Below are 19,676 nucleotides of genomic sequence, written 5' to 3' on the forward strand. Positions count from 1 at the left end.
GTGCGGACCGGTGTCGCGAGCCCATCCCCCACCTGGGGGTGACGAACACCCCCGCACCTGGGGGATGTCGCAACCCACCCGGGCCTCGTACTGTGCAGAGGTGGTCACCTCTCAGATCTCCCTGCATGACCATCGTGTCGTTGCACTACGCGAGACCGTCGCCGAGCTGGCGGCTCGTCCACCTGCGGCACGGGAGTTCCTGGACGAGGTCGAACGCCGCCTGCGGAAGGTGGTCCAGTTCGACGGCGGCGACTGGTGGACGTCCGACCCGGAGACCCTGCTCCCGATGGAGCTACGGCCGTTCGAGTACCCAGCGCTCCAGTACGAGGTAGCCGCCAACGACGTCAACCGCCTCGACGAGCTCGACCGGCAGAGCCGCAACGTCTCCACCCTTGGGCTGGCCCTCCCAGGCCAGCACGCCCGCTCCGCCCAGTTCGACGGTCACTACCGGGTAGCTGGTGGCGGCGACCAGATGCGGGTGCTCGCACGCAACGGTGGAAGGACCTGGGGCGCCGCGTGCCTGTACCGCGGCGAGGACCTACCTGACTTCACGCGAGACGAAGTCGCAGTCATCTCGGCCATCTCGCGCGACGTCGGCCTGGCCCTGCGCACGGACCTGCTGCGGACCGTGGTGCGCAACAGCGGCGAGTGGTCTGCCGCGTCCGTCGATGAACGGTCGGGGACCGTCGTCGCCGACCGCGACGACCGGGTGCTCGGTTTCACGCCCGACGGTGGGCACTGGCTCGAACGCCTCGGCGTGCACACGTCGGACGAAGAACTTCCCGCGTCACTGCGCTGGATCACGCTCCAGGCGCGCGCCCAGGACCGTCAGCCGGCCTCGGGGCCTGCCGGGGGCCGCACGCTGCGGCCGGCACGTTCCCGCATCCGAGTCGCGAGCGGCGAGCTGGTGACGGTACGCGCCGAGGTGCTGCGCGGCTCGGTCGACGGCGCCGTCGTCCTCGGGCTCGAGCCGGCGACCGGCGCCTCCATGTGGCCGCTGCTGGTCGCGCTCTACGGCCTGACAGAACGCGAGACCCAGCTCACGTCGATGCTTGTCGAAGGTCGTTCCATCAAGGAGATCGCCACGGGGCTCCACCTCTCGATCCACACGGTCCGTGACCACGTCAAGGCCGTGTACGCCAAGGTCGGCATCAGCTCCCGTCCAGAACTGACAGCCCGGCTCGGCGGCGGGCCGGGCGTCGCGCCCTCCTGATCGCAGCCAGGGTGCGGCACTCCTAGGCAGCCCCGCCCTTCTCCGGTCGCCGCCGCGGGCGAAGACTCAGTGTCATGAACATCGCGATCATCACCGGCGGCAGCCGCGGTATCGGCGCCGCCACAGCACTGGCCTGCGCCCGACGCGGCCTCGGCGTCATCATCACCTACAACAGCAACCCGGACGCGGCCGCGGACGTCGTCGGCAAGATCAAGGCCGACGGCGGTACGGCGGTAGCGCTGGCGCTCGACGTGACCGACACCACCACGTTCGCGGCCTTCGCCACGACGGTCCGCAGCACCCTGCAGGAGACCTGGGGCCGGACCGACTTCGACCACCTGGTCAACAACGCCGGCTACGGCCTCTACAACCCCATCGCCACGGTCACCGAGGAACAGTTCGACGGCCTGTTCCGCGTGCACCTCAAAGGCCCGTTCTTCCTCACCCAGACCCTGCTGCCCCTGATCGCCGACGGCGGCCAGATCGTGAACCTCGTCAGCGCGACAAGCCGCGTCGCGACCACCGGCGTCGCACCGTACGCCAGCTTCAAGGGCGGCCTCGAGGTCCTGACTCGCTACATGGCCAAGGAATTCGGCGACCGCCGCATCCGGGCGAACTCGATCGCGCCCGGCGCCATCCGCACCGAGATTGGCGGCGGCCTGAACGAGGAATTCGAGGCGCAGCTGGCCGGCGCTACGGCACTGGGCCGGGTCGGCGAGCCCGACGAGGTCGGTGGTGTCATCGCGAGCCTGCTCTCCGACGACAACCGCTGGGTCAACGCCCAGTCGATCGAAGTCTCCGGAGGGTTCTACATCTGATGCTCGACGTTTGCCTCTTGCCGGTCAGCGCGCTCGGCCACTCGATCACATTCACAGCGCGGTAAGAGTCGGCCTAGGTCGCACGGCGGTTCCACCACAACCCCTCCAGGCAGTAGCGCGACAGGCACTGCCTGGAGGGGGGTGACCTAGCTCAGGCGCATCTTGATCCGCCCTCCAGGAACTCAGAGTCCCAGCGACCGGCTCGACGTGTTTGCCATCGCGTCCAGCGGGCGGATGTAGTGCCGGACGAGCGTGGAGATCTCCTTGTGGCGGGTCTGGGCGGCGATCCTGTCCAGGGGTACACCGGCGAGGGCGGCGGCCGTGGCGTGCCCCGCACGTAACGAGTGCCCCGAGACCCGTTCGCTCTCGATCCCCGCAGCTGCGGCCCGAGTGCGGATGATGCATCTGACAGTGTGGCCGCTGATGCGTTCGATGGTCGGGCGGCCGTTCGAGCGGATCCTGGTGAACACGTTCCCCGGCGTGGTCCCGCGCACGGCGGTCCAGTAGCGCAGCGCTGCCACCGGATCGGTCACGGCGTGCGCGCCGATGGCTACCGCGACCACCTGCCCCTTCGCATCGGGGTCGCACTTGGACCGCCGGATGTTCAGCAGGACGCCGTCTCGCACGAACAAGACGTCGTCGAGCGCCAGCTCCGCCAGTTCCGACCGGCGCAGGGCTGAAGCGAAGCCGAGCAGGAGCAGAGCGCGGTCCCGCGCCCCCGCTGCGGTGCTCCTGTCGATCTGATCGACCATGTTCCGGATGTCCTCGGTCACCAACGCACGTGCCTGCCGACGGGGCGCGACGCCGAGGATGCGTCGCAGGCCTCGTCGCACCCTCGCGACGGTCGGGTCTGCGATCGGGTCCGGGGCGCCGGCCCGCTGGTGCTCGTACCTGATCGCGGCACAGCACGCCGTGATCGTGGCGTTGGCCAGACCGAGGTCTGCCCGCTCGGCCAGGTAGGCACACACCGTTGCCGGATCGGCAGGCAACGACGCCAGCCCACGGTCGGCACACCATCGGGTGAAGAGACGCCAGGCCGAGGCGTACGAGGCCAGGGTCGATGGGGCGCGCTCAGCGGAAATCGCTGCCGCCACACGGGCGGCATCCACGGTCGTCAGGCCGGAGAAGTCGCTGCCAGCGTGGATCGGGGCGGGTTCGAGAAGAGTCGTCATGCCCGAAGTACTACGGGACGGACACTGCGCCCGCGCGCTACTTACGGAAAGTTGCGTTTCTGTTGCGGTGCTCAAGTTCTACAAACCTTTCAGGCCCGGAGATCCGCAGATCTCCGGGCCTGACTTTGTAGCGGGGGCAGGATTTGAACCTGCGACCTCTGGGTTATGAGCCCAGCGAGCTACCGAGCTGCTCCACCCCGCGTCGGTGATCCCTACTCTACGCACCGTTCCGGTCAGGACGCAAACCGGATCGGCCGGTCGAGACGCAGGTCACAGGGCGTCGAACCGATCCGGCCGTGGAACGATCGCCCCATGACGACGGAGCTGAGCGACACGACCCTGACCGCCGACCGCATCGTCCACCTCACCGACCAACTCGCCGCACTCCCCCACCTGCGACCCGGCCCGCGCACGAACGCGCTCTTCGGCGACCTGGTGCACACCGTGCTCGCCGCACCCGAGGGACAGGCCCGCGCCGTGCTCGACCATCCCGACGTCAGCAGCCGGCAGGACACCGTGCGCGAGCTGTCCGCCCGCGGCGAGACCGCCCTGGAGCACGACTGGGCCGCGCGCATCACCGCCGCGCCGGACCCCCGCGCCGAGCTCGCCGCCTTCCCCTACCTCGACAACTACCGGCGCCTGACCGCCCTCGAGGTCCGCCTGCTGCGGGAGTGGGCCGGCGCGGCCCCCGCCGCCGTGGCGGTGGTCGGCTGCGGCCCGCTCCCGCTCAGCACCCTCGGGTACGCCGACGCCCTCGGCGGCCCGGTCGTCGGCCTGGACCGGGACGGCGCGGCCGTGCGTCTGGCCCGCGAGGTCGCCGCGCGGACGGGCGCGACCGGCGTCCGGTTCGAGCAGGCCGACGCCGCGGACGCCGACCTGCGCGGGTACGACGTCGTGGTGCTCGCCGCGCTCGTGGGCGAGACCCCGACGGCCAAGACCGCGATCCTCGAGCGCGTGGCGCAGGCCGTGCGCCCCGGCACGCTGCTCCTCGCGCGCAGCGCGCGCGGCCTGCGCACCCTCCTGTACCCGCCGGTGGACCTTGCGGCGACGCCGGGCTTCGACGTGCTCGAGGTCGTGCACCCCACCGACGACGTCATCAACTCCGTGGTCGTGGCCCGCCGTCGTCCGGTGTGACGGTCCCGAACAGCGGACGGCCCGCAGGTCACCTGGTGACCTGCGGGCCGTCCGCGTGCGGGACCGGGATCAGCCCTGCTGGGCCTCCTCCGCCGCGATGGCGTCCTCGAGCGCCTGCTGCAGACGCTCCTGCGCCTCGCCGTAGGCCGCCCAGTCGCCCGCACGCTGCGCGGCGTTGGCGTCCTCCATGGCGTCGGCCGCCTCGCGCAGCGCGGCCTCGACGTCGCCGGACGGCGCGCCGCCCGCGCCACCACCGGGCTCCGACGACGGCTCGGTCGACGGCTCCGTGGACGGCTCGGTCGACGGCACGGTCGGGTCGGCCCCGCCCTCGGCGTCGTCCGGCGGCGCGACCGGCGCCTCGTCCTCCGCCGTACCGGCGTCGCCGGCCTCCGCACCGGAGTCGCCGCCGAACACCTGGTCCAGCGCCTCGTCGAGCGTGTCGGCGAAGCCGATGTCGTCACCGAAGGCGACCAGCACCTTGCGCAGCAGCGGGAACTGCGTGCCACCGGTCGACTGGATGTAGACCGGCTGGACGTACAGCAGGCCGCCACCCACCGGCAGCGTCAGCTGGTTGCCGCGCCGCACCGTCGACGCACCGATCTGCAGGATGTTGAGCTGCTCGGAGATCGTCGGGTTCGAGTCGAAGTTGTTCTGCACCTGGCCGGGGCCCGGCACCGTCGTGTCGCGGGGAAGCTCCAGCAGCCGTAGCTTGCCGTAGTCCTCCGCCTTGACACCGTCCTGGTTCCCGGCGTCGGCGTCCACGGCGAGGAAGCCGGTGAGCACCTCGCGGTCGGTGTTACCGCCCGGGATGAACGTCGAGGTGAGCGAGAACGTCGACTCCTCCTGGCCAGGCATCTGCAGCGTCAGGTAGTACGGCGGCTGCAGCGCCGCGGGCGTCGAGTCCGACGTCGGGTCGGCCGGGTTGTTCCAGAAGTCCTGGCCCGAGAAGAACTCCGCCGAGTTGGTCACGTGGTACTGGGTGAGCAGCGTGCGCTGCACCTTGAACAGGTCCTCGGGGTAGCGCAGGTGGCTCATGAGGTCGCCGGAGATCTCCTCCATCGGCTTGACGGCCGAGGGGAAGATGTTCGTCCACGCCTGGAGGATCGGGTCCTCGGGGTCCCACGCGTACAGGTCGACCGAGCCGTCGTACGCGTCCACGGTCGCCTTGACCGAGTTGCGGATGTAGTTGACCTCCTCCGGCAGGATGACGGCGCCGCCCTGCTGCTGGGTGAGGGTGTCCGCCACGGCCTCGTCGAGCGGCGTGGACGTCGAGTACGGCACGGCGTCGCTCGTCGTGTACGCGTCGACGATCCACTTCACGCGCCCGTCGACCACGGCCGGGTAGACCCGGTTGTCGAGGGTGAGCCACGGCGCGACCTTGCTGACACGCTGCTGCGGGTCGCGGTCGTAGAGGATCTGCGACTCGCTGGTGACGCGGTCGGAGAACAGGATCTGCTCCTCACCGAACTTCAGCGCGAAGAGCAGCTTGCTGCCGAACGACCCGATGTGCGGCCCCGCGTCGCCCGTGAAGGTGGTGTTGACCTGACCGCCGTCGTCCGCGTCGTCGGCCTGGTAGTCGAGCTCCCACGGCTCGGTGCCCTCGGGCGCGCCCACGATCGAGTACGTCTGGGTGCTCGGGCTGAAGTAGATGCGCGGCTCGTACCCGTCCTCGAGGTCGCTGATCGCGCCCTGCGACGGGATGCCGCCCTCGAAGAACGCCGGACGCCCGTCCGGCCCCGGCTGGTTGCCGAACGCGGCGACGACGCCGTAACCGTGCGTGAACACGGTGTGGTCGTTGACCCAGTTCCGCTGGTCCTGGCCCAGGCCGTCGAGGTTGAGCTCGCGCACCGCGATCACGGTGTCACGCTTCTCGCCGTCGATCTCGTACTTGTCGACCGACAGGGAGTCGTTGAAGTTGTAGTACTGCTTGTTCTGCTGGAGCTGGCGGAACGACGGCGACACGATCTGCGGGTCCAGCAGGCGGATCGAGGCGGCGGTCGCCGCGTCCTCGCGCAGCGCGCCCTCCTCGGCCTGGGTCGTCGCGTCGTACTGCTCCTTCTCGACGTCCTCGATGCCGAAGGCCGAGAGCGTCGAGTCGATGTTGCGCTGGATGTACTCGGCCTCGAGCTCCTGCGCGTTCGGGTTCACCTGGAACCGCTGCACGACGGCGGGGTAGATCCCGCCGATGGCGATGGCCGAGACGACCATGAGCCCGACGCCGATCGCGGGCAGGCGCCAGTCGCCGCGGAACGCCGTGACGACGAACAGCAGGGCCACGAAGATCGCGACCACCGTGAGGATGCCCTTGGCGGGGATCACGGCGTGCACGTCGGAGTAGGAGGCACCGTCGAACCGGTCGCCGGCGTTGGTCAGGATGGAGTACCGGTCGAGCCAGTAGTTCGCGCCCACCAGGAGCAGCAGCACCGCGCCGAGCACGGCGAGGTGCACGCGCGCCGCCGTCGTGGTGCGGGGGCCGGCCGCGGCCGGCCCGACCCGCAGGCCGCCGTACAGGTAGTGCGTGATGACGCCGGCGATGGCCGCGATGACCACGACGGAGATGAGGAACCCGACCCCGAACCGCAGCGCGGGCAGGTGGAAGACGAAGAAGCCGAGGTCGATGCCGAACTCCGGGTCGGCCTCGCCGAACGGCTCGCTGTTGAACGCCAGGAGCACCGTGCGCCACTGGGCCGACGCCGCGACACCGGCGAAGAAGCCCACGAGCACCGGGCCCGCGATCATCACGACGCGGCGCAGCGGCTCGACGGCCTCGCGGTACTGGTCGAGCGTCGCCTGCTCCGGCGTGCTCGGGGCGTAGATCGGGCGCGAACGGTACGCCGCGGTGAACGACCAGAACACCGCCCCGCCCATGATCAGGAAGCCGGCGGCGAACAGGGCCGCCCGCATGCCCCACTCGGTCCAGATGACCCGGGAGAAGCCGATCTGGTCGAACCACATCACCTCGGTCCAGAACTGGGCGAGGAGGAGCAGGGCTGCGATCACGACCGCGACCGCTACGACCGCCATCCCCAGCGGACTGCGTCGTCGGGCTCGGGGGGCGCCGCCCGAGGGGCGGCGAGGTGCTGCGGCGAAGGACACTTCTGCGTTACCTCACGTCATCAATGGTTGGGCCGTACCCCGGTGGAACGGCCGGACGGTGCTCTTGGTTCCCGACAAGGTTCCCACATCCGGATGTGCAACACACGGTCATCAACAGGTCGGTCGGGGGCAGCCCGGTCAGGGGCACGTCGGCAGGCCCGCGCCCTCGTCACGGCCGATCTGCTCCATGGCGTGGCGGGCCTCGGCCAGCGTGGCCACCCGGACCACGTGCAGCCCGTCGGGCACGTTGCCGATGACCTGCTCGCAGTTCGCCTCGGGCGCGAGGAACCACGTGGCGCCGTCGCGCGCCGCGCCGTACAGCTTCTGCTCGATACCGCCGATGGGGCCGACGGTGCCCTCGGGGCTCATCGTGCCGGTCCCCGCGATGACCTTGCCGTTGGCCTCGTCGTCGTCGGTGAGCTTGTCGATGATGCCGAGCGCGAACATCGTCCCCGCGCTCGGGCCGCCGATGTTCTCGATCTCGATCGAGACGTCGACGGGGAACTCGTAGCGCGGGTCGATGAAGACGCCGAGCACCGCCCGCTCGCCGTTGCCGGTGGTCCGGATGTCGACGTCGAGCTCGCGGTCGCCACGCCGGACGCCGAGGGTCACGGTGTCGCCCGGCTCCGTCTTCGCGAGGCCGTCGATGAGGTCCGCGTAGGTGCCGACCTCCTCGCCCTGGAATGCCGTGATGACGTCGCCCTCCTCGAGCTTCCCGTCCGCGCCGGAGCCGTCCTCGGTGCCGGCGACGTCGAGCACGGCGGGCACCTTGTAACCCAGCTCGGTGAGGGCCGCGGCCGTCGCGGACTCCTGCGACGAGACCATCTCGGCCTGGCTGACCTCCTGCTGCTGCTCCTGCGTCGTGGCCTCGGGGAAGATCGCCTCGACCGGCAGCACGGAGCGCCGCGGGTCGAGCCAGCCCTGGATCACCTGGCCCGCCGTCATCGGGTAGCCCGGGCCGCCCAGCACGGAGACGGTCGTCAGGCGCAGCTCGCCCGTCGACTCGTACGTGCGCGCGCCCTCGATCTGGATGAGGCCCTGCGCGAGCGTGTCCTCCGTCGGTCCGGGCGAGCGCATCGCGTACGGGGTCGGCAGCACCAGCGCCACGGCGGCCAGCACGGCCGTGGCCAGCATGGACACCCCGAGCGTCACGGTACGGCGCGTGACGGGCGCGACCGGGGGCGCCGGGTCCTCGAGGGGAGCCGGCTCGGGCGGCGGGGCGGGCTGGCGGTCACGCATCTCGGTCACCGGCCCATCATTCCGCACGTGGCTGGGGGTTCCATGTATCCGCAGGCGGGCCCGGTGCGCATGAGGCAACCACTACGCCGTCGGGCAAAGAATTTCCACTTGAACGGTGTGTTCTATCCCACGTGACGCCGATAACACGCTACGGTCGTCCTGTGGCCCACGACGCCCTGACGTCCGTGGAGGTGCGCCGGAGCCGTCGTCGCACCGCCACGGTGAGCGCCTATCGCGACGGTGGACGAACCATCGTCGCCATTCCTGCGCGCTTCTCTCGGGCACAGGAACGGGAGTGGGTGGCCAAGATGGTGGCTCGGCTCGAGGACAAGGAACGCCGCCGCCGCCCGTCCGACCAGGAGCTCATGGAGCGCGCCGCCGAGCTGTCGGCCAAGTACCTCGAGGGCCGGGCGCAGCCCTCCAGCGTGCGGTGGTCGTCGAACCAGGGTCGGCGCTGGGGGTCGTGCACGCTGCTGGACGGATCGATCCGCATCTCGACGCGAGTGCAGGGCATGCCGTCCTGGGTGCTCGACTACGTGCTGCTGCACGAGCTGGCGCACCTGCTGCACGCGGGCCACGGACCGGACTTCTGGAAGATCCTCGAGGTGTACCCGCGGACCGACCGGGCGCGTGGGTTCCTCGAGGGCGCCTCGCACGCGCAGGACGAACCGGGTCAGCGCACCACGGACGACGACGACTGAGACCGCGCGACTCCACCGAGGTCCGCCTCGATCAGGCGATCAGGCACGCCTCCGTGCCCGACCACGTGCCGAACCGCCTGCTCGCGAGGAGGAGTGAGCGTCAGAGGCCCGGGGTCACCGGGGGCCGCGGTCCTCGTCCGTGGGGTCGTCGGCCTCCGGCCGGTCGGCGTCCGACTGGTCCGTGCCCGGCTGGTCCGTGCCCGGCTGGTCCGTGCCCGGCTGGTCCGTGCCCGACTGGTCCGTCGGCGGCTCGGCGTCCTCCGCGCTGCCGAAGATCTCCTTGAGCGCGGCGTCGACGTCGGCGTGCTCCGCCTCCGCCGCCTCGCGGCGCACGAGGTAGCCCGACGGGTCGTCCAGGTCGAGGGTGCCGGGCAGCAGGTCGGGGTGGTCCCAGATCGCGTCCCGCCCCGCCTGTCCCTGCGCGCGGGACACGATCGCGAACAGCGTCGCCGCGTCACGCGACCGGCGCGGGCGCAGCTCGAGGCCGACGAGCGTCGAGAACGTCTGCTCGGCCGGGCCGCCCGCGGCCCTGCGGCGGCGGATCATCTCGCGCAGCGGGATCGCGTGCGGCAGGTGCGGCAGGGTGGCGACGGCGGTCACCTCGTCGACCCAGCCCTCGACGAGCGCGAGGGTGGTCTCGAGGTTGAGCAGCACGGCCTTCTGCTCGTCGGTGTTCTGCAGCCCGAACACGCCGCCCGAGAGCGCGCTGCGCAGCGCGTCGGAGTCGGAGAGGTCGATGTCGCGCACCTGCGCCTCGAGGGCGTCGAGGTCGATGGTGATGCCGCGGGCGTAGCGCTCGACGATGGAGAGCAGGTGCGAGCGCAGCCACGGGACGTGGGTGAACAGCCGCGCGTGCGCGGCCTCGCGGACCGCCAGGAACTGCCGGACCTCCTCGATCGGGGCGTCGAGCCCGTCGGCGAACCTCGCGACGTTCGTGGGCAGCAGGACCGTGTCGGGGCTGTCGAGCAGCGGCAGGCCGACGTCGGTGGCGCCGAACACCTCGCGCGAGAGCGTGCCGGCCGCCTGCCCGACCTGCATGCCGAACACCGCTGAGCCGAGGCGCCGCATCATCTGGGTCGGGTCGAGGATGCCACCGAGCCCGTGCAGCACGCCCGCGGGCATGCCGGGCACGGCCTCGCCGTCGTCGACACCCTCGGGGAGCTGGTCGCGCAGGACCGTGGCGAGGGCCTCGGACACGGAGGTCGCGACGGGCGCGGCGAGCTCGTTCCACACGGGCAGCGTGGCCTCGACCCACTCGGACCGGTTCCACGCGCGGCGCGTGCCGCCGGCGGGCGGGAGGTCGGTGACGGCGTCGAGCCACAGCTCTGCCACCGCGAGCGCGTCGGTCGCGTCCTTGGCCTGCCGGCCGGTCAGCGACGGGTCGCCCTCGCTCACGGCGACCTGACGCGCGACGTCGTGCGCGACGTCCGCGTTCACCGGGCCCGCACCCTCGGCCGAGAGCATCTTCTGCACCTGGGCGAGGGCGTACTGCATCATCATCGGGTCCGGCGGACCGCCGAGGGCGGTCGGGTCGATGCCGCGTGCGCGCATCTCCGCCATGACGTCGTCCGCGCCGTCGCCGAGCATGGAGCGCAGCATGTCCTCCCACGACTGGGGGGTATCGCCGGGCTGGTGCTGGTCGCTCATAGGGTCACCGTAACCGGCCGGGCAAGGGGCGCGCCGGGCTTTCGGCTCTGGGCGCACTCGGGAACTCCGGGGCCGGGTGGTGCATTGCACTCTCTTCGGGAGAGTCCGGCGTCCGGCACCTCTGGCCCTGTGGACGACGGCGGGGCGCGGCTCCCGGCGTCGGGCATCGTTGAGGACGTGCGACGTCCTTCCCCGCTCCGGCTCCGGCCCGGCACGCCGGTGCTCAGCCGGGGTGGCGGCGAGGTGCAGTGCGGGTCCGACCCGCGGTGGTCGTTCGTGCTGTCCGGGCTGACGCCGGACGAGGAGCGGTGGCTCGGCGAGGTGGCCGAGCGGCGGCACGTGACCCTCGAGCAGGCGGCGGCGCGGTGCGGCGTGCCGGCAGAGCGGCGGGACGAGATCATGACGGCGCTCGTGCGCGCGGGCGTGCTCGTCCCGGTGCCCGGCACGGTGGGTGCCGTGACCGCGGCGGCGGACGGCGCTGCCGACGCGACGGTGCTGGGCATGCTCCGCCCCGACGGCGCAGGCCTCGTCACCCTCGCGGACCGCGCGCGGCGGACGGTGGGGATCTCGGGTCTCGGGCGGGTGGGCACCGGCGTCGCACAGCACCTCGGGACCGCGGGGGTCGGGAGCCTGGTGCTGGACGACCCGCAGCCGGTGCAGGTCACGGACGTCGGGCTGGGCGGGCTGCGTCCGGCGGACGTGGGCAGGGCACGCCACGACGCGGTGCGCGCGCTGCTGGCGGAGCGGTCGCCGCGGGCCGCTGTCCGGACCGACGAGGTGCCCGACCTCGGCGGGCTCGACGTCGTCGTGGTGGTGGAGCCGCACGCCGCGCACCCGGCGCGGTACCAGCGGCTGCTCGGCCTCGGGGTGCCGCACCTGCCCGTGGTGGTGCGCGAGGCCGACATGGTGGTGGGCCCCCTCGTGCTGCCCGGGCGGTCGGCGTGCGTGAGGTGCGTGGACCTCGCGCGCGCGGACGTGGACGCCCGGTGGCCCGCGCTGGCCGCGCAGCTGCGCACGACGGCGGAGCCGGCGCACGAGGCGACGCTCGCCGCCGTGGCAGCAGCGACGGCCGCGGCCCAGGTGCTCGCCCTGCTGGACGGGCACCGGCCCGCGGCCGTCGGTGCGTGCCTGGAGATCTCTCTCCCGGCGGGGCTGCCCCGTGTCCACCCGACGGGTCCGCACCCGCGGTGCGGGTGCGTCTACCTGCCGGCCTAGGACGCCCGCCGTGGACGGCGGGCACCCCGGGCCGGTCAGGCGTCAGGCCGCGGCGACGTTCTCCGACTTGCGCGGCCGGCCACGGCCCCGCTTGCGGGCCACCACGACACCGTCGACGAACACCTCGCCGCCCCAGACGCCCCAGGGCTCGTGGCGCTCGAGGGCGCCGGCGAGGCAGCCCTCGATGAGGGGGCAGGTGCGGCAGAGCGCCTTGGCCTGCTCGACCTGCGCGCTGTGCTCGGCGAACCACAGCTCCGGGTCGTTGGTACGGCACGGCAGCAGCGTGTCCATGAGTCGGTTGAACTCCGCCGAGTCCGAACCGGTCCCGCTCGTGGCGGGCAGTTGAGGCGGGTCCCAGGGCCCCGAGCCGCCCTGGGGAAGAGTGTCGAGGAGCGCAGTGAGGCGCACGGTTGTCTCCTGTGTCCTGTGGTGATGAACGTCGTCGATGAACGTCGGGTGGAACAGGACCCCGGGCTACGGCTTCGGCCTGGGCCGGCCACGACGGGCCGGGTCTCCGGGCAAAAAATGAGGCCGCGGGTCCTGGTGGACTCCGCGGCCTGGAACTCTTCGGTCTACTGGACCGGAGAATCCCCTGGACACACGGAGTCGAGTGCTGCGAGAGCGGACGGCTTGACGCCTCCGCGGTGAGTGCGCACGCGGAAGGACAGAGCTGTGCCGTTAGCCGGCGCGGGCTCGCAGCCGAGCACACGACCGCTCAGGTACAGATCTGCCTGCGGAATCTGGTTCATCTCCAACACACCCACCTCCTCACTCGAATCCGGGCCGGATCTCTCGATCCCGCCCACTGCTGTCAGGGACATCTGAACACTATGCCGGGCCGCTGCGGGGGGCCAACTCTTTTTCCGAACTTTCTCGAGAAGTTTTTCGTGGACCGCCTCCGGGCCCGCGAAACCTCTCTCAGAGGCCTCTCGCAGCCGCCACGATCGCGAGGATCGTGGCGCCGTACCGGTCGATCTTCGCCGGGCCGATGCCGTTCACGCGAGCGAGTTCGGCCGTGCCCGAAGGACGCGTCTCGGCGATGGCCGCGAGCGTCGAGTCGGTGAGCACCGTGTAGGCAGGCTTGTCGGTCTCCCGGGCCACCTCGAGCCGCCAGTCGCGCAGCGCCTCGTACAGCGCGACGTCGCGCTCGTCCGTCAGCTCGACGTGCCCCGGGCTGCGGGACGCCGTGCGGGTCCGCGGCGCGCGCCGGTCCTCCGGCCACAGGCCGTCGAGGAACCGGGTGCGCTTGCGCGTCGCCCGGCCGCCGGGGTTCCGGCTGCGCGCGTAGGACAGCTCGAGGTGCACCCGGGCACGCGTGATGCCGACGTACAGCAGCCGGCGCTCCTCGTGCACCGCCGCGTCGGTCTCGGCGAGCGAGATCGGCATGAGGCCCTCGCTCATGCCGGCGAGGAAGACGGCGTCCCACTCCAGCCCCTTCGCCGCGTGGAGCGACGCGAGCGTGACGCCCTCGACCGTCGGCGCGTGCTGCGCCGCGGCGCGCTCGTCCAGCTCGGCCACGAGACCCGCGACCGTCGCGGGGGCGTCCGGCGGCGCCGACGCCGCCAGGTCGTCCGCGAGCGTGACGAGCGCCTGCATCGCGTCCCAGCGCTCGCGCGCCGCGCCACGGGCCGCGGGCGCCTGGTCGGCCCACCCCGCCGCGGCGAGGATGTCCCGCACCTGGTCCGGCATGGCGAGCTGCGGGTCAGCGGACCGGGCAGCGCCGCGCAGCAGCACCAACGCGTCCCGGACCTCCTTGCGCTGGAAGAACCGCTCGCCACCGCGCACCTGGTACCCGACGCCGGCGTCGGCGAACGCGGCCTCGAACGCCTCCGACTGCGCGTTGGTGCGGTACAGCACCGCGATCTCGCTGGGGCGCACCGTGCCCGACGTGATGAGCCGCGCGGCCCGGGTGGCGACGCCCTTCGCCTCCGCCTCGTCGTCGTCGTAGGCCTGGAACGCGACCGGCGGGCCCGGCTCGCGCTGGGCGACCAGCTCGAGCGCCTGGTGCGCCCCGCCGTCGCGCCCCGCCCGCCGCAGCACCGAGTTCCCCAGGTGCACCACCTGGGGCGTGGACCGGTAGTCGCGCACCAGGCGGATCTCCTGCGCGTCGGGGTACGTGCGCCGGAACTCCAGGAGGTGGCGGGGCGTCGCGCCCGTGAACGAGTAGATGGTCTGCGACGGGTCGCCCACCACGCACAGCTCCTTGCGCCCGCCGAGCCACTGGTCGAGCAGGAACTGCTGGAGCGGCGACACGTCCTGGTACTCGTCCACCACGAAGTGCCGGTACTGCGACCGCACCTCGTCGGCCACCGCCGGGTGGCTGTTCAGCATGTCCGCCAGCATGAGGAGCACGTCCTCGAAGTCGATGACCCCGCGCTCCGTCTTGACGTCCTCGTACGCGGCGATGAGCCGGGACACCTCCTGCGTGTCGTAGCCCGACGGCGCCGGGCGGCCGGTCAGCGCCGTCGCCTTCTCGTAGTCGTCGGCCGTGACCAGCGACACCTTGGCCCACTCGACCTCGCTGCTCAGGTCGCGGACGGCCACACGGTCGACCGACAGGCCCAGCCGCCGGGCCGCCTCCGCCACGAGCTGCGCCTTGTGCTCCTGCAGGCGCGGGGGCGCGCCGCCCACGACACGCGGCCAGAAGTAGCTGAGCTGGCGCAGGGCCGCCGCGTGGAACGTCCGCGCCTGCACGCCCTGCACGCCGAGCTGACGCAGCCGCGTCCGCATCTCGCCGGCCGCGCGGGCGGTGAACGTCACGGCCAGCAGGCCGGTCGGCTTGTACGCCCCGACACGGACGCCGTACGCGATCCGGTGGGTGATGGCACGCGTCTTGCCCGTCCCCGCACCCGCGAGCACGACGACCGGCCCCGTGAGCGCGAGCGCCACCTCGCGCTGCTCGGGGTCGAGCGCGGACAGGATCGCGTCAGGGGTCCTCGGTCCCGGGGCGTCCGGACCGGCGGAGTTGGTCTGGGTGAGCATCGTCTGCGATTCTCGCAGCAACCACTGACACGATCCGACCCGACCCGAAGGAGGAGCGATGTCCGAGGCGACCTCGCCCGTACCCGCCGCAGGCACCGTGCTGATGTACTCCACCACCTGGTGCGGGTACTGCCGCAGGCTGCGCACCCAGCTCGACTCGGAGGGCATCGGGTACTCGGTCGTGGACATCGAGGAGCACCCCGAGGCCGCCGCGTTCGTCGAGCAGGTCAACGGCGGCAACCAGACGGTGCCCACCGTCGTCTACCCGGACGGCTCCGCCGCCACCAACCCGTCGCTCGCGGACGTGAAGAAGGCGCTCGCGGCCTGAGCCCGCCCGGACCCGGCCCGCTCAGGCCCGCTCAGGCCTGGTCGGCCGTCGCCTCGTCCAGGTCCTGGAGCATCGACGTCGCGTCCTCGACCACCTCGGGCAGGCGGTGGCGCACTCCGTGGAGGAGCCACCGGGCCAGCGCCAGCTCGCCCACGAGCATCGCGCGCTCGGCCAGCCGCGGGTCGCTCAGCTCCGTGCGGCGCAGCTGGTAGGCCTCCATGATCGAGTCCACCGCCTCCAGCGGCGCCGCCGCGAGCAGCCACGCGAGGTCGTCCGCCGGGTCGGCCACCCGCGCCTCCGACCACCCCGAGACCGCGACCACCCGCTGCCGGTCCACGAGGAGCTGGTCGGGCGCCAGGTCGCCGTGCACCACGACGGGCCGGAACCGCCACAGCGACACGTCCTCGAGCGCCGTCTCCCACCGCCGCAGCAGCGTCGGAGGCACGCGCCCCGTCCGCGCCGCCTCGTCCACCTCGGTGAGGCGGCGCTCGCGGTACTCGGACGCGGTGTAGCTCGGTAGCCCGCAGGTCTCGACCACCGACGTCGGCAGCTCGTGGACGGCCGCGATCGCACGGCCCAGGTCGGCAGCGAGGCCCGGTCCCGGCTCGAGCGCCTCGACGTCGAGCGTGGTCCCGATGATCCGCCGGTGCACGACGGCGCGGCCGCCCTCCGGGAGCAGCGCGTGGCCGGCGACCTGCGGCACGACGAACGGCAGCACGCCCGTGTCGATGTAGAGCCGCAGGGCGTCGAGGAGCTCGATCTCCGCCTCGAGGGCAGCACCGGCCACCGTGGTCCGCGGGGCGCGCACCACCCACTCCTGTCCGTCCTGACCGGTCACGACGGCGACGTCGTAGTCGCCCGCGAGCTCGCCGACGCGGACCGACTGGGCGTCGAGGCCGGGTACGGCGGCGGTGGAGAGGGCGGCGAGAGCGAGGGGCGTGCGGGACACGTGCACACCGTATTGCAGCACCGGCGGTGCCACGGACCAGGACCGGGGCGTGTCCGTACTGCGCCCCTACCTGGTGCCGCGGCACCGCCGTGCTGGTCCCCGGCCGGCTACGCGCGGTCCGCCCGCCGCGGGGCCGCGTGGGCGAGAGCGTGGGACAGGCCGATGGTGAGGAACAGGCCGCCGGCCCACCAGACGGCGAGGACCAGCATGCCCAGGTCGAGCGTGGCCCAGACGAGCACGCCCACCCCGACGGCTGCCACGACGGCGCCCGTCCAGCTCCGGCCCACGGTGATGAGCAGGCCGAGCCCGAGCAGGGCGGCGATGTAGGCCACGGCGTCCGCCTCCAGGCCCCAGCTCCCCGCGATCGCGCCCGTCACCATCAGGGCTCCGGGCAGCATGAGCAGCGCACCACCGGTGATGCGCCAGGCGGGCGCGGGCCGGCCGTGCCGCGCGGCGACCGGTACGACCAGCGCCGCCCAGGCGAGCATCGCCGTCGGCACGAAGGTCATCTGCGCCGCGAGCGCCAGGACGGTGAGCACGGCGACCACCGCGACGGCGGTGCCCGTGCGCGCACGGGCGGGCACGACCAGGGGCAGCGCGGTGACCAGCGCCGGGACGAGGCTCCACAGCACGACGGCGAAGCCGTCCCCCCGGTACGGGACGAGGAGCCCGAAGGTCATGCCCTCGGGCCACAGGAACGTCTCGAACATCGCGGTGAACACGGCCATGCCGACCGCCGTCCACTGCAGCACGCGCCGGATCCGGTCGAGCCGCCCGGCGTCGTGGCCGAGCTCCGCCTGCACGCGGCGCGTGAACGTCGCGGGGTCGCCGAGGCCCTCGACGGCCTGCTCCGGGGTGCGGCCCGCCTCGGCGGCGTCGGCGAAGTGCGCCCGCACGTCGTCGAGGACGGCCGCGCGCTGCTCGGGCGTGAGCGCCCGCAGCCGCTTGGTGACGGCGCGCAGGTAGGACTGCTCGGTGTCCGTGGCCATCGTGGTCTGCTCCGTGGTCGTGGTGCTCGGTGTCATCGTGGTCCCTCCAGCAGCGCGTCGACCTGGGCGGCGAGCGACGTCCACACGCGGGTGAACGTGGCCAGCTGTTCGGTGCCGTGCTCCGTGATGGCGTAGTAGCGACGGGGGCGGCCGGAGTCCGACGTCTCGCGACGGGGCTCGACGAGGCCGTTCTCCCGCATGCGGGCGAGCAGCGGGTAGAGGCTGCCCTCGCTCGCGATGAGCTCGCGCGCGGTCAGGGCGTCGGCCAGCTCGAGGCCGTACTTCTCGCCCTGGGAGAGCAGCGCGAGCACGCAGTACTCGAGCACTCCCTTGCGGAGATTGGTGGAGATGCGCTCTTCGCTCATGGCAGGACGGTAACCTTGTATAGCAAGACTTGCAATACAAGTCTTGTGAGACAAGGCTTCCGGCGGCGACGGGTCCGGCGTGCGGCGGCTACCGTCGAGCGGTGCACCCTCTCGACCTCCCGTTCGTCCGGTCGGCCCACGACCGCGCCGCCCACCGGCGCACGGACCCCCGCCTCGTGGACGACCTGCTCAAGGACCCGGCCACCCGCCTCCTCCTGCTCGACGGCGACACGGTCGCCACGGCCGGCTCCCGGGTGGCGCTCCTCGCGCCCGACGACGTCGCGCACCTCGCCGTCCGTACCCGCCTCTTCCTCGGGGAGGCCGACGGCGTGGCGTACCTCGCCGCGGTGCTGGACGGCTCGGGCTCCGCCGCCGGTCCCGACCTCGGCTGGACCGGCCTGCGCACGCTCGACGTGCCCGACCTGGACCAGGGCCTGGCGGTCGAGGCCATCGCGCTCGCCCAGTGGCACGCCTCCCACACCCACTGCCCGCGCTGCGGCACGCCGACCGAGGTGGCACAGGCCGGCTGGGTGCGGGTCTGCCCGGCCGACGGCACGCACCACTTCCCGCGCACCGACCCCGCCGTGATCATGGCGATCACCGACGCGGACGACCGCCTGCTGCTGGCCCGCGGCCCGCAGTGGGCCACGGACCGGCGGTCGGTGCTGGCGGGCTTCGTCGAGCCGGGCGAGAGCCACGAGCAGGCGGTGGTGCGCGAGACCGCGGAGGAGGTCGGCGTGGTCGTGGACCCGGCGACCGTGGAGTACCGCGGCAGCCAGCCGTGGCCGCTGCCCGCGTCCCTCATGGTCGGCTTCCGCGCCCGCGCGACGACCACGTCCCTCGTCCGGCAGGAGGACGAGATCGCCGAGGCGGACTGGTTCACGCGGGCCGAGCTCGGCGCCGCGATCGCGGAGGGCAGGCTGAGCCCGCCCGGCCGCGCCTCGATCGCCCGCGCCCTCATCGAGGAGTGGCTGGGCGGCCCGGCGGGCGCGTGATCGCGCGCCGTCGCCCCGCCGCGCGTCACTCGCCGCGGATGAGAGCCTCCAGCTCGGGCTCGTCCAGCAGCCGCTCGGGGCGCACCGTGGCGTCCGAGCCGACGTAGTAGAAGGCGGCGCTCACCCGGTCGAGCGGCAGGCCCGTCCAGCGCGACCACGCGAGCCGGTACACGGCGAGCTGCACCTCACGGGCGGCGCGGGCCGCGGCGTCGAGGGGTTCCCGCCCGGTCTTCCAGTCGACGACGACCACGGCGTCGTGCCCACGCTCCGGGTCGCGGAAGACGGCGTCCATGCGGCAGCGCAGCATGACGCCCGCCACCGGCGTCTCGACGTCGACCTCGACCGCGACCGGTGTGCGCGCCGCCCACTCCGAGCCGAGGAACGTGTCGCGGAGCTTGTCGAGGTCCGTGTCCTCGGGCAGCTCGTCGTCCTCGGCGCTGGGCAGGTCGTCGACGTCGAGCAGCGTGGCCGACGTGAAGAACTGCTCCACCCACTCGTGGAACCGGGTGCCCCTGCGTGCGTGCACGGTGGGCTGCACCGGCACGGGCCTGCGGAGCTGGAGCGCGAACGCGTCCCGGTCGGCGGCGAGGCGGACCAGGCCCGACGCCGACACGTGCGCGGGGAAGGCGACCTCCCGGTCGGCGTGGCGGTCGCGCTCGACGAGCAGCATGCGGGCGAGGTCCACGAGGTCGTGCCCCGCCGCGTCCGTCAGGCTCCCCCGCGGCGCCGTGAGCGCGTCGGCGGGCAGGCCGGCCGCGGCGAGGCGCACCAGCCGGAGCTCGGCCGCCTCGTCCACGCGCGCGGCGGTGGCGCGCAGGACCTCGCGGGCCGTC

At 72.7% G+C, this 19,676-nt stretch carries 17 protein-coding genes and 1 tRNA gene; 7 read left to right on the forward strand and 11 right to left on the reverse strand.

Annotated features, from left to right (window positions below):
* Positions 1 to 100: 100 nt before the first annotated feature.
* Both HLB15_RS24760 and HLB15_RS08020 read left to right on the forward strand, forming a co-directional pair.
* Positions 101 to 1,213 (forward strand): helix-turn-helix transcriptional regulator, encoded by a 1,113-nt coding sequence (locus HLB15_RS24760; protein WP_171104781.1) that lies wholly within the window; start codon positions 101 to 103, stop codon positions 1,211 to 1,213.
* A 74-nt stretch (positions 1,214 to 1,287) separates the two neighbouring features.
* Positions 1,288 to 2,031 carry an SDR family NAD(P)-dependent oxidoreductase gene (locus tag HLB15_RS08020; protein WP_171104782.1) on the forward strand — a complete coding sequence of 248 codons (744 nt, stop codon included), beginning with the start codon at positions 1,288 to 1,290 and terminating at the stop codon, positions 2,029 to 2,031.
* A gap of 182 nt (positions 2,032 to 2,213) precedes the next feature.
* On the opposite strand, the gene HLB15_RS08025 is transcribed toward HLB15_RS08020, so the two are convergent.
* Positions 2,214 to 3,203 (reverse strand): tyrosine-type recombinase/integrase, encoded by a 990-nt coding sequence (locus HLB15_RS08025; RefSeq protein ID WP_171104783.1) that lies wholly within the window; start codon positions 3,201 to 3,203, stop codon positions 2,214 to 2,216.
* A 128-nt stretch (positions 3,204 to 3,331) separates the two neighbouring features.
* A tRNA-Met gene (locus HLB15_RS08030) sits at positions 3,332 to 3,405 on the reverse strand.
* Between the two features lie 110 nt (positions 3,406 to 3,515).
* Between HLB15_RS08030 and HLB15_RS08035 the strand changes: the two genes are divergently transcribed.
* On the forward strand, positions 3,516 to 4,337 hold the full coding sequence (locus tag HLB15_RS08035; protein WP_171104784.1) for a nicotianamine synthase family protein: 822 nt from the start codon (positions 3,516 to 3,518) through the stop codon (positions 4,335 to 4,337).
* Between the two features lie 69 nt (positions 4,338 to 4,406).
* Here the strand turns inward: HLB15_RS08035 and HLB15_RS08040 are convergent, their stop codons facing one another.
* Together HLB15_RS08040 and HLB15_RS08045 are read right to left on the reverse strand one after the other, a co-directional pair.
* Entirely contained in the window at positions 4,407 to 7,433 is a 3,027-nt protein-coding gene (locus tag HLB15_RS08040; RefSeq protein ID WP_171104785.1) for a UPF0182 family membrane protein, read from the reverse strand.
* Between the two features lie 138 nt (positions 7,434 to 7,571).
* On the reverse strand, positions 7,572 to 8,672 hold the full coding sequence (locus tag HLB15_RS08045) for a YlbL family protein (RefSeq protein ID WP_171104796.1): 1,101 nt from the start codon (positions 8,670 to 8,672) through the stop codon (positions 7,572 to 7,574).
* 161 nt (positions 8,673 to 8,833) lie between these two features.
* On the opposite strand from HLB15_RS08045, the gene HLB15_RS08050 reads away from it, so the two are divergent.
* Entirely contained in the window at positions 8,834 to 9,373 is a 540-nt protein-coding gene (locus HLB15_RS08050; protein ID WP_171104786.1) for a SprT-like domain-containing protein, read from the forward strand.
* Positions 9,374 to 9,487: 114 nt separating this feature from the next.
* Here HLB15_RS08050 and HLB15_RS08055 read toward each other — a convergent pair whose 3' ends face one another.
* Positions 9,488 to 11,020, reverse strand: a complete 1,533-nt coding sequence (locus HLB15_RS08055) for a zinc-dependent metalloprotease (protein WP_229784950.1) — start codon at positions 11,018 to 11,020, stop codon at positions 9,488 to 9,490.
* Between the two features lie 177 nt (positions 11,021 to 11,197).
* Here HLB15_RS08055 and HLB15_RS08060 point away from each other — a divergent pair, with 177 nt between their 5' ends.
* Positions 11,198 to 12,235, forward strand: coding sequence for a ubiquitin-activating E1 family protein (locus HLB15_RS08060; protein ID WP_171104787.1), 1,038 nt, complete (start codon positions 11,198 to 11,200; stop codon positions 12,233 to 12,235).
* 42 nt (positions 12,236 to 12,277) lie between these two features.
* On the opposite strand, the gene HLB15_RS08065 is transcribed toward HLB15_RS08060, so the two are convergent.
* The gene (locus HLB15_RS08065) at positions 12,278 to 12,643 is read right to left on the reverse strand and encodes a WhiB family transcriptional regulator (RefSeq protein ID WP_308424911.1); all 366 of its coding nucleotides are present in this window, start codon (positions 12,641 to 12,643) and stop codon (positions 12,278 to 12,280) included.
* A 510-nt stretch (positions 12,644 to 13,153) separates the two neighbouring features.
* Entirely contained in the window at positions 13,154 to 15,217 is a 2,064-nt protein-coding gene (locus HLB15_RS08070) for an ATP-dependent helicase (RefSeq protein WP_171104788.1), read from the reverse strand.
* 58 nt (positions 15,218 to 15,275) lie between these two features.
* Here HLB15_RS08070 and HLB15_RS08075 point away from each other — a divergent pair, with 58 nt between their 5' ends.
* Positions 15,276 to 15,545, forward strand: a complete 270-nt coding sequence (locus tag HLB15_RS08075) for a mycoredoxin (protein ID WP_171104789.1) — start codon at positions 15,276 to 15,278, stop codon at positions 15,543 to 15,545.
* A 31-nt stretch (positions 15,546 to 15,576) separates the two neighbouring features.
* On the opposite strand, the gene HLB15_RS08080 is transcribed toward HLB15_RS08075, so the two are convergent.
* The 3 genes from HLB15_RS08080 to HLB15_RS08090 all read right to left on the reverse strand — a co-directional run bounded on the left by HLB15_RS08080 (position 15,577) and on the right by HLB15_RS08090 (position 17,848).
* Positions 15,577 to 16,494: a phosphotransferase gene (locus tag HLB15_RS08080; protein ID WP_171104790.1), complete on the reverse strand. Its 918-nt coding sequence runs from the start codon at positions 16,492 to 16,494 to the stop codon at positions 15,577 to 15,579.
* 107 nt (positions 16,495 to 16,601) lie between these two features.
* A complete protein-coding gene (locus HLB15_RS08085) occupies positions 16,602 to 17,519 on the reverse strand; it encodes a DUF1700 domain-containing protein (protein ID WP_171104791.1) in 918 nt (305 codons plus the stop codon).
* Positions 17,516 to 17,848, reverse strand: a complete 333-nt coding sequence (locus HLB15_RS08090) for a PadR family transcriptional regulator (RefSeq protein ID WP_171104792.1) — start codon at positions 17,846 to 17,848, stop codon at positions 17,516 to 17,518. Before HLB15_RS08090 ends, HLB15_RS08085 begins: the two co-directional genes overlap by 4 nt.
* Positions 17,849 to 17,949: 101 nt before the next feature.
* On the opposite strand from HLB15_RS08090, the gene nudC reads away from it, so the two are divergent.
* A complete protein-coding gene (nudC, locus tag HLB15_RS08095; RefSeq protein ID WP_171104793.1) occupies positions 17,950 to 18,843 on the forward strand; it encodes an NAD(+) diphosphatase in 894 nt (297 codons plus the stop codon).
* 25 nt (positions 18,844 to 18,868) lie between these two features.
* On the opposite strand, the gene HLB15_RS08100 is transcribed toward nudC, so the two are convergent.
* On the reverse strand, positions 18,869 to 19,676 hold an 808-nt coding region (locus HLB15_RS08100; RefSeq protein WP_171104794.1), incomplete at its 5' end, for a PD-(D/E)XK nuclease family protein.

The sequence above is a fragment of the Promicromonospora citrea genome, from assembly GCF_013004695.1.
GTDB classification, from domain to species: domain Bacteria; phylum Actinomycetota; class Actinomycetes; order Actinomycetales; family Cellulomonadaceae; genus Promicromonospora; species Promicromonospora citrea.

Excerpts from the sequence above, each read along its gene's own strand:
- HLB15_RS08020 (WP_171104782.1), top strand. The coding sequence starts at position 1,288 with ATGAACATCGCGATCATCACCGGCGGCAGCCGCGGTATCGGCGCCGCC.
- HLB15_RS08025 (WP_171104783.1), bottom strand. The coding sequence starts at position 3,203 with ATGACGACTCTTCTCGAACCCGCCCCGATCCACGCTGGCAGCGACTTC.
- HLB15_RS08035 (WP_171104784.1), top strand. The coding sequence starts at position 3,516 with ATGACGACGGAGCTGAGCGACACGACCCTGACCGCCGACCGCATCGTC.
- HLB15_RS08045 (WP_171104796.1), bottom strand. The coding sequence starts at position 8,672 with ATGCGTGACCGCCAGCCCGCCCCGCCGCCCGAGCCGGCTCCCCTCGAG.
- HLB15_RS08055 (WP_229784950.1), bottom strand. The coding sequence starts at position 11,020 with ATGAGCGACCAGCACCAGCCCGGCGATACCCCCCAGTCGTGGGAGGAC.
- HLB15_RS08070 (WP_171104788.1), bottom strand. The coding sequence starts at position 15,217 with ATGCTCACCCAGACCAACTCCGCCGGTCCGGACGCCCCGGGACCGAGG.
- HLB15_RS08075 (WP_171104789.1), top strand. The coding sequence starts at position 15,276 with ATGTCCGAGGCGACCTCGCCCGTACCCGCCGCAGGCACCGTGCTGATG.
- HLB15_RS08085 (WP_171104791.1), bottom strand. The coding sequence starts at position 17,519 with ATGACACCGAGCACCACGACCACGGAGCAGACCACGATGGCCACGGAC.
- HLB15_RS08090 (WP_171104792.1), bottom strand. The coding sequence starts at position 17,848 with ATGAGCGAAGAGCGCATCTCCACCAATCTCCGCAAGGGAGTGCTCGAG.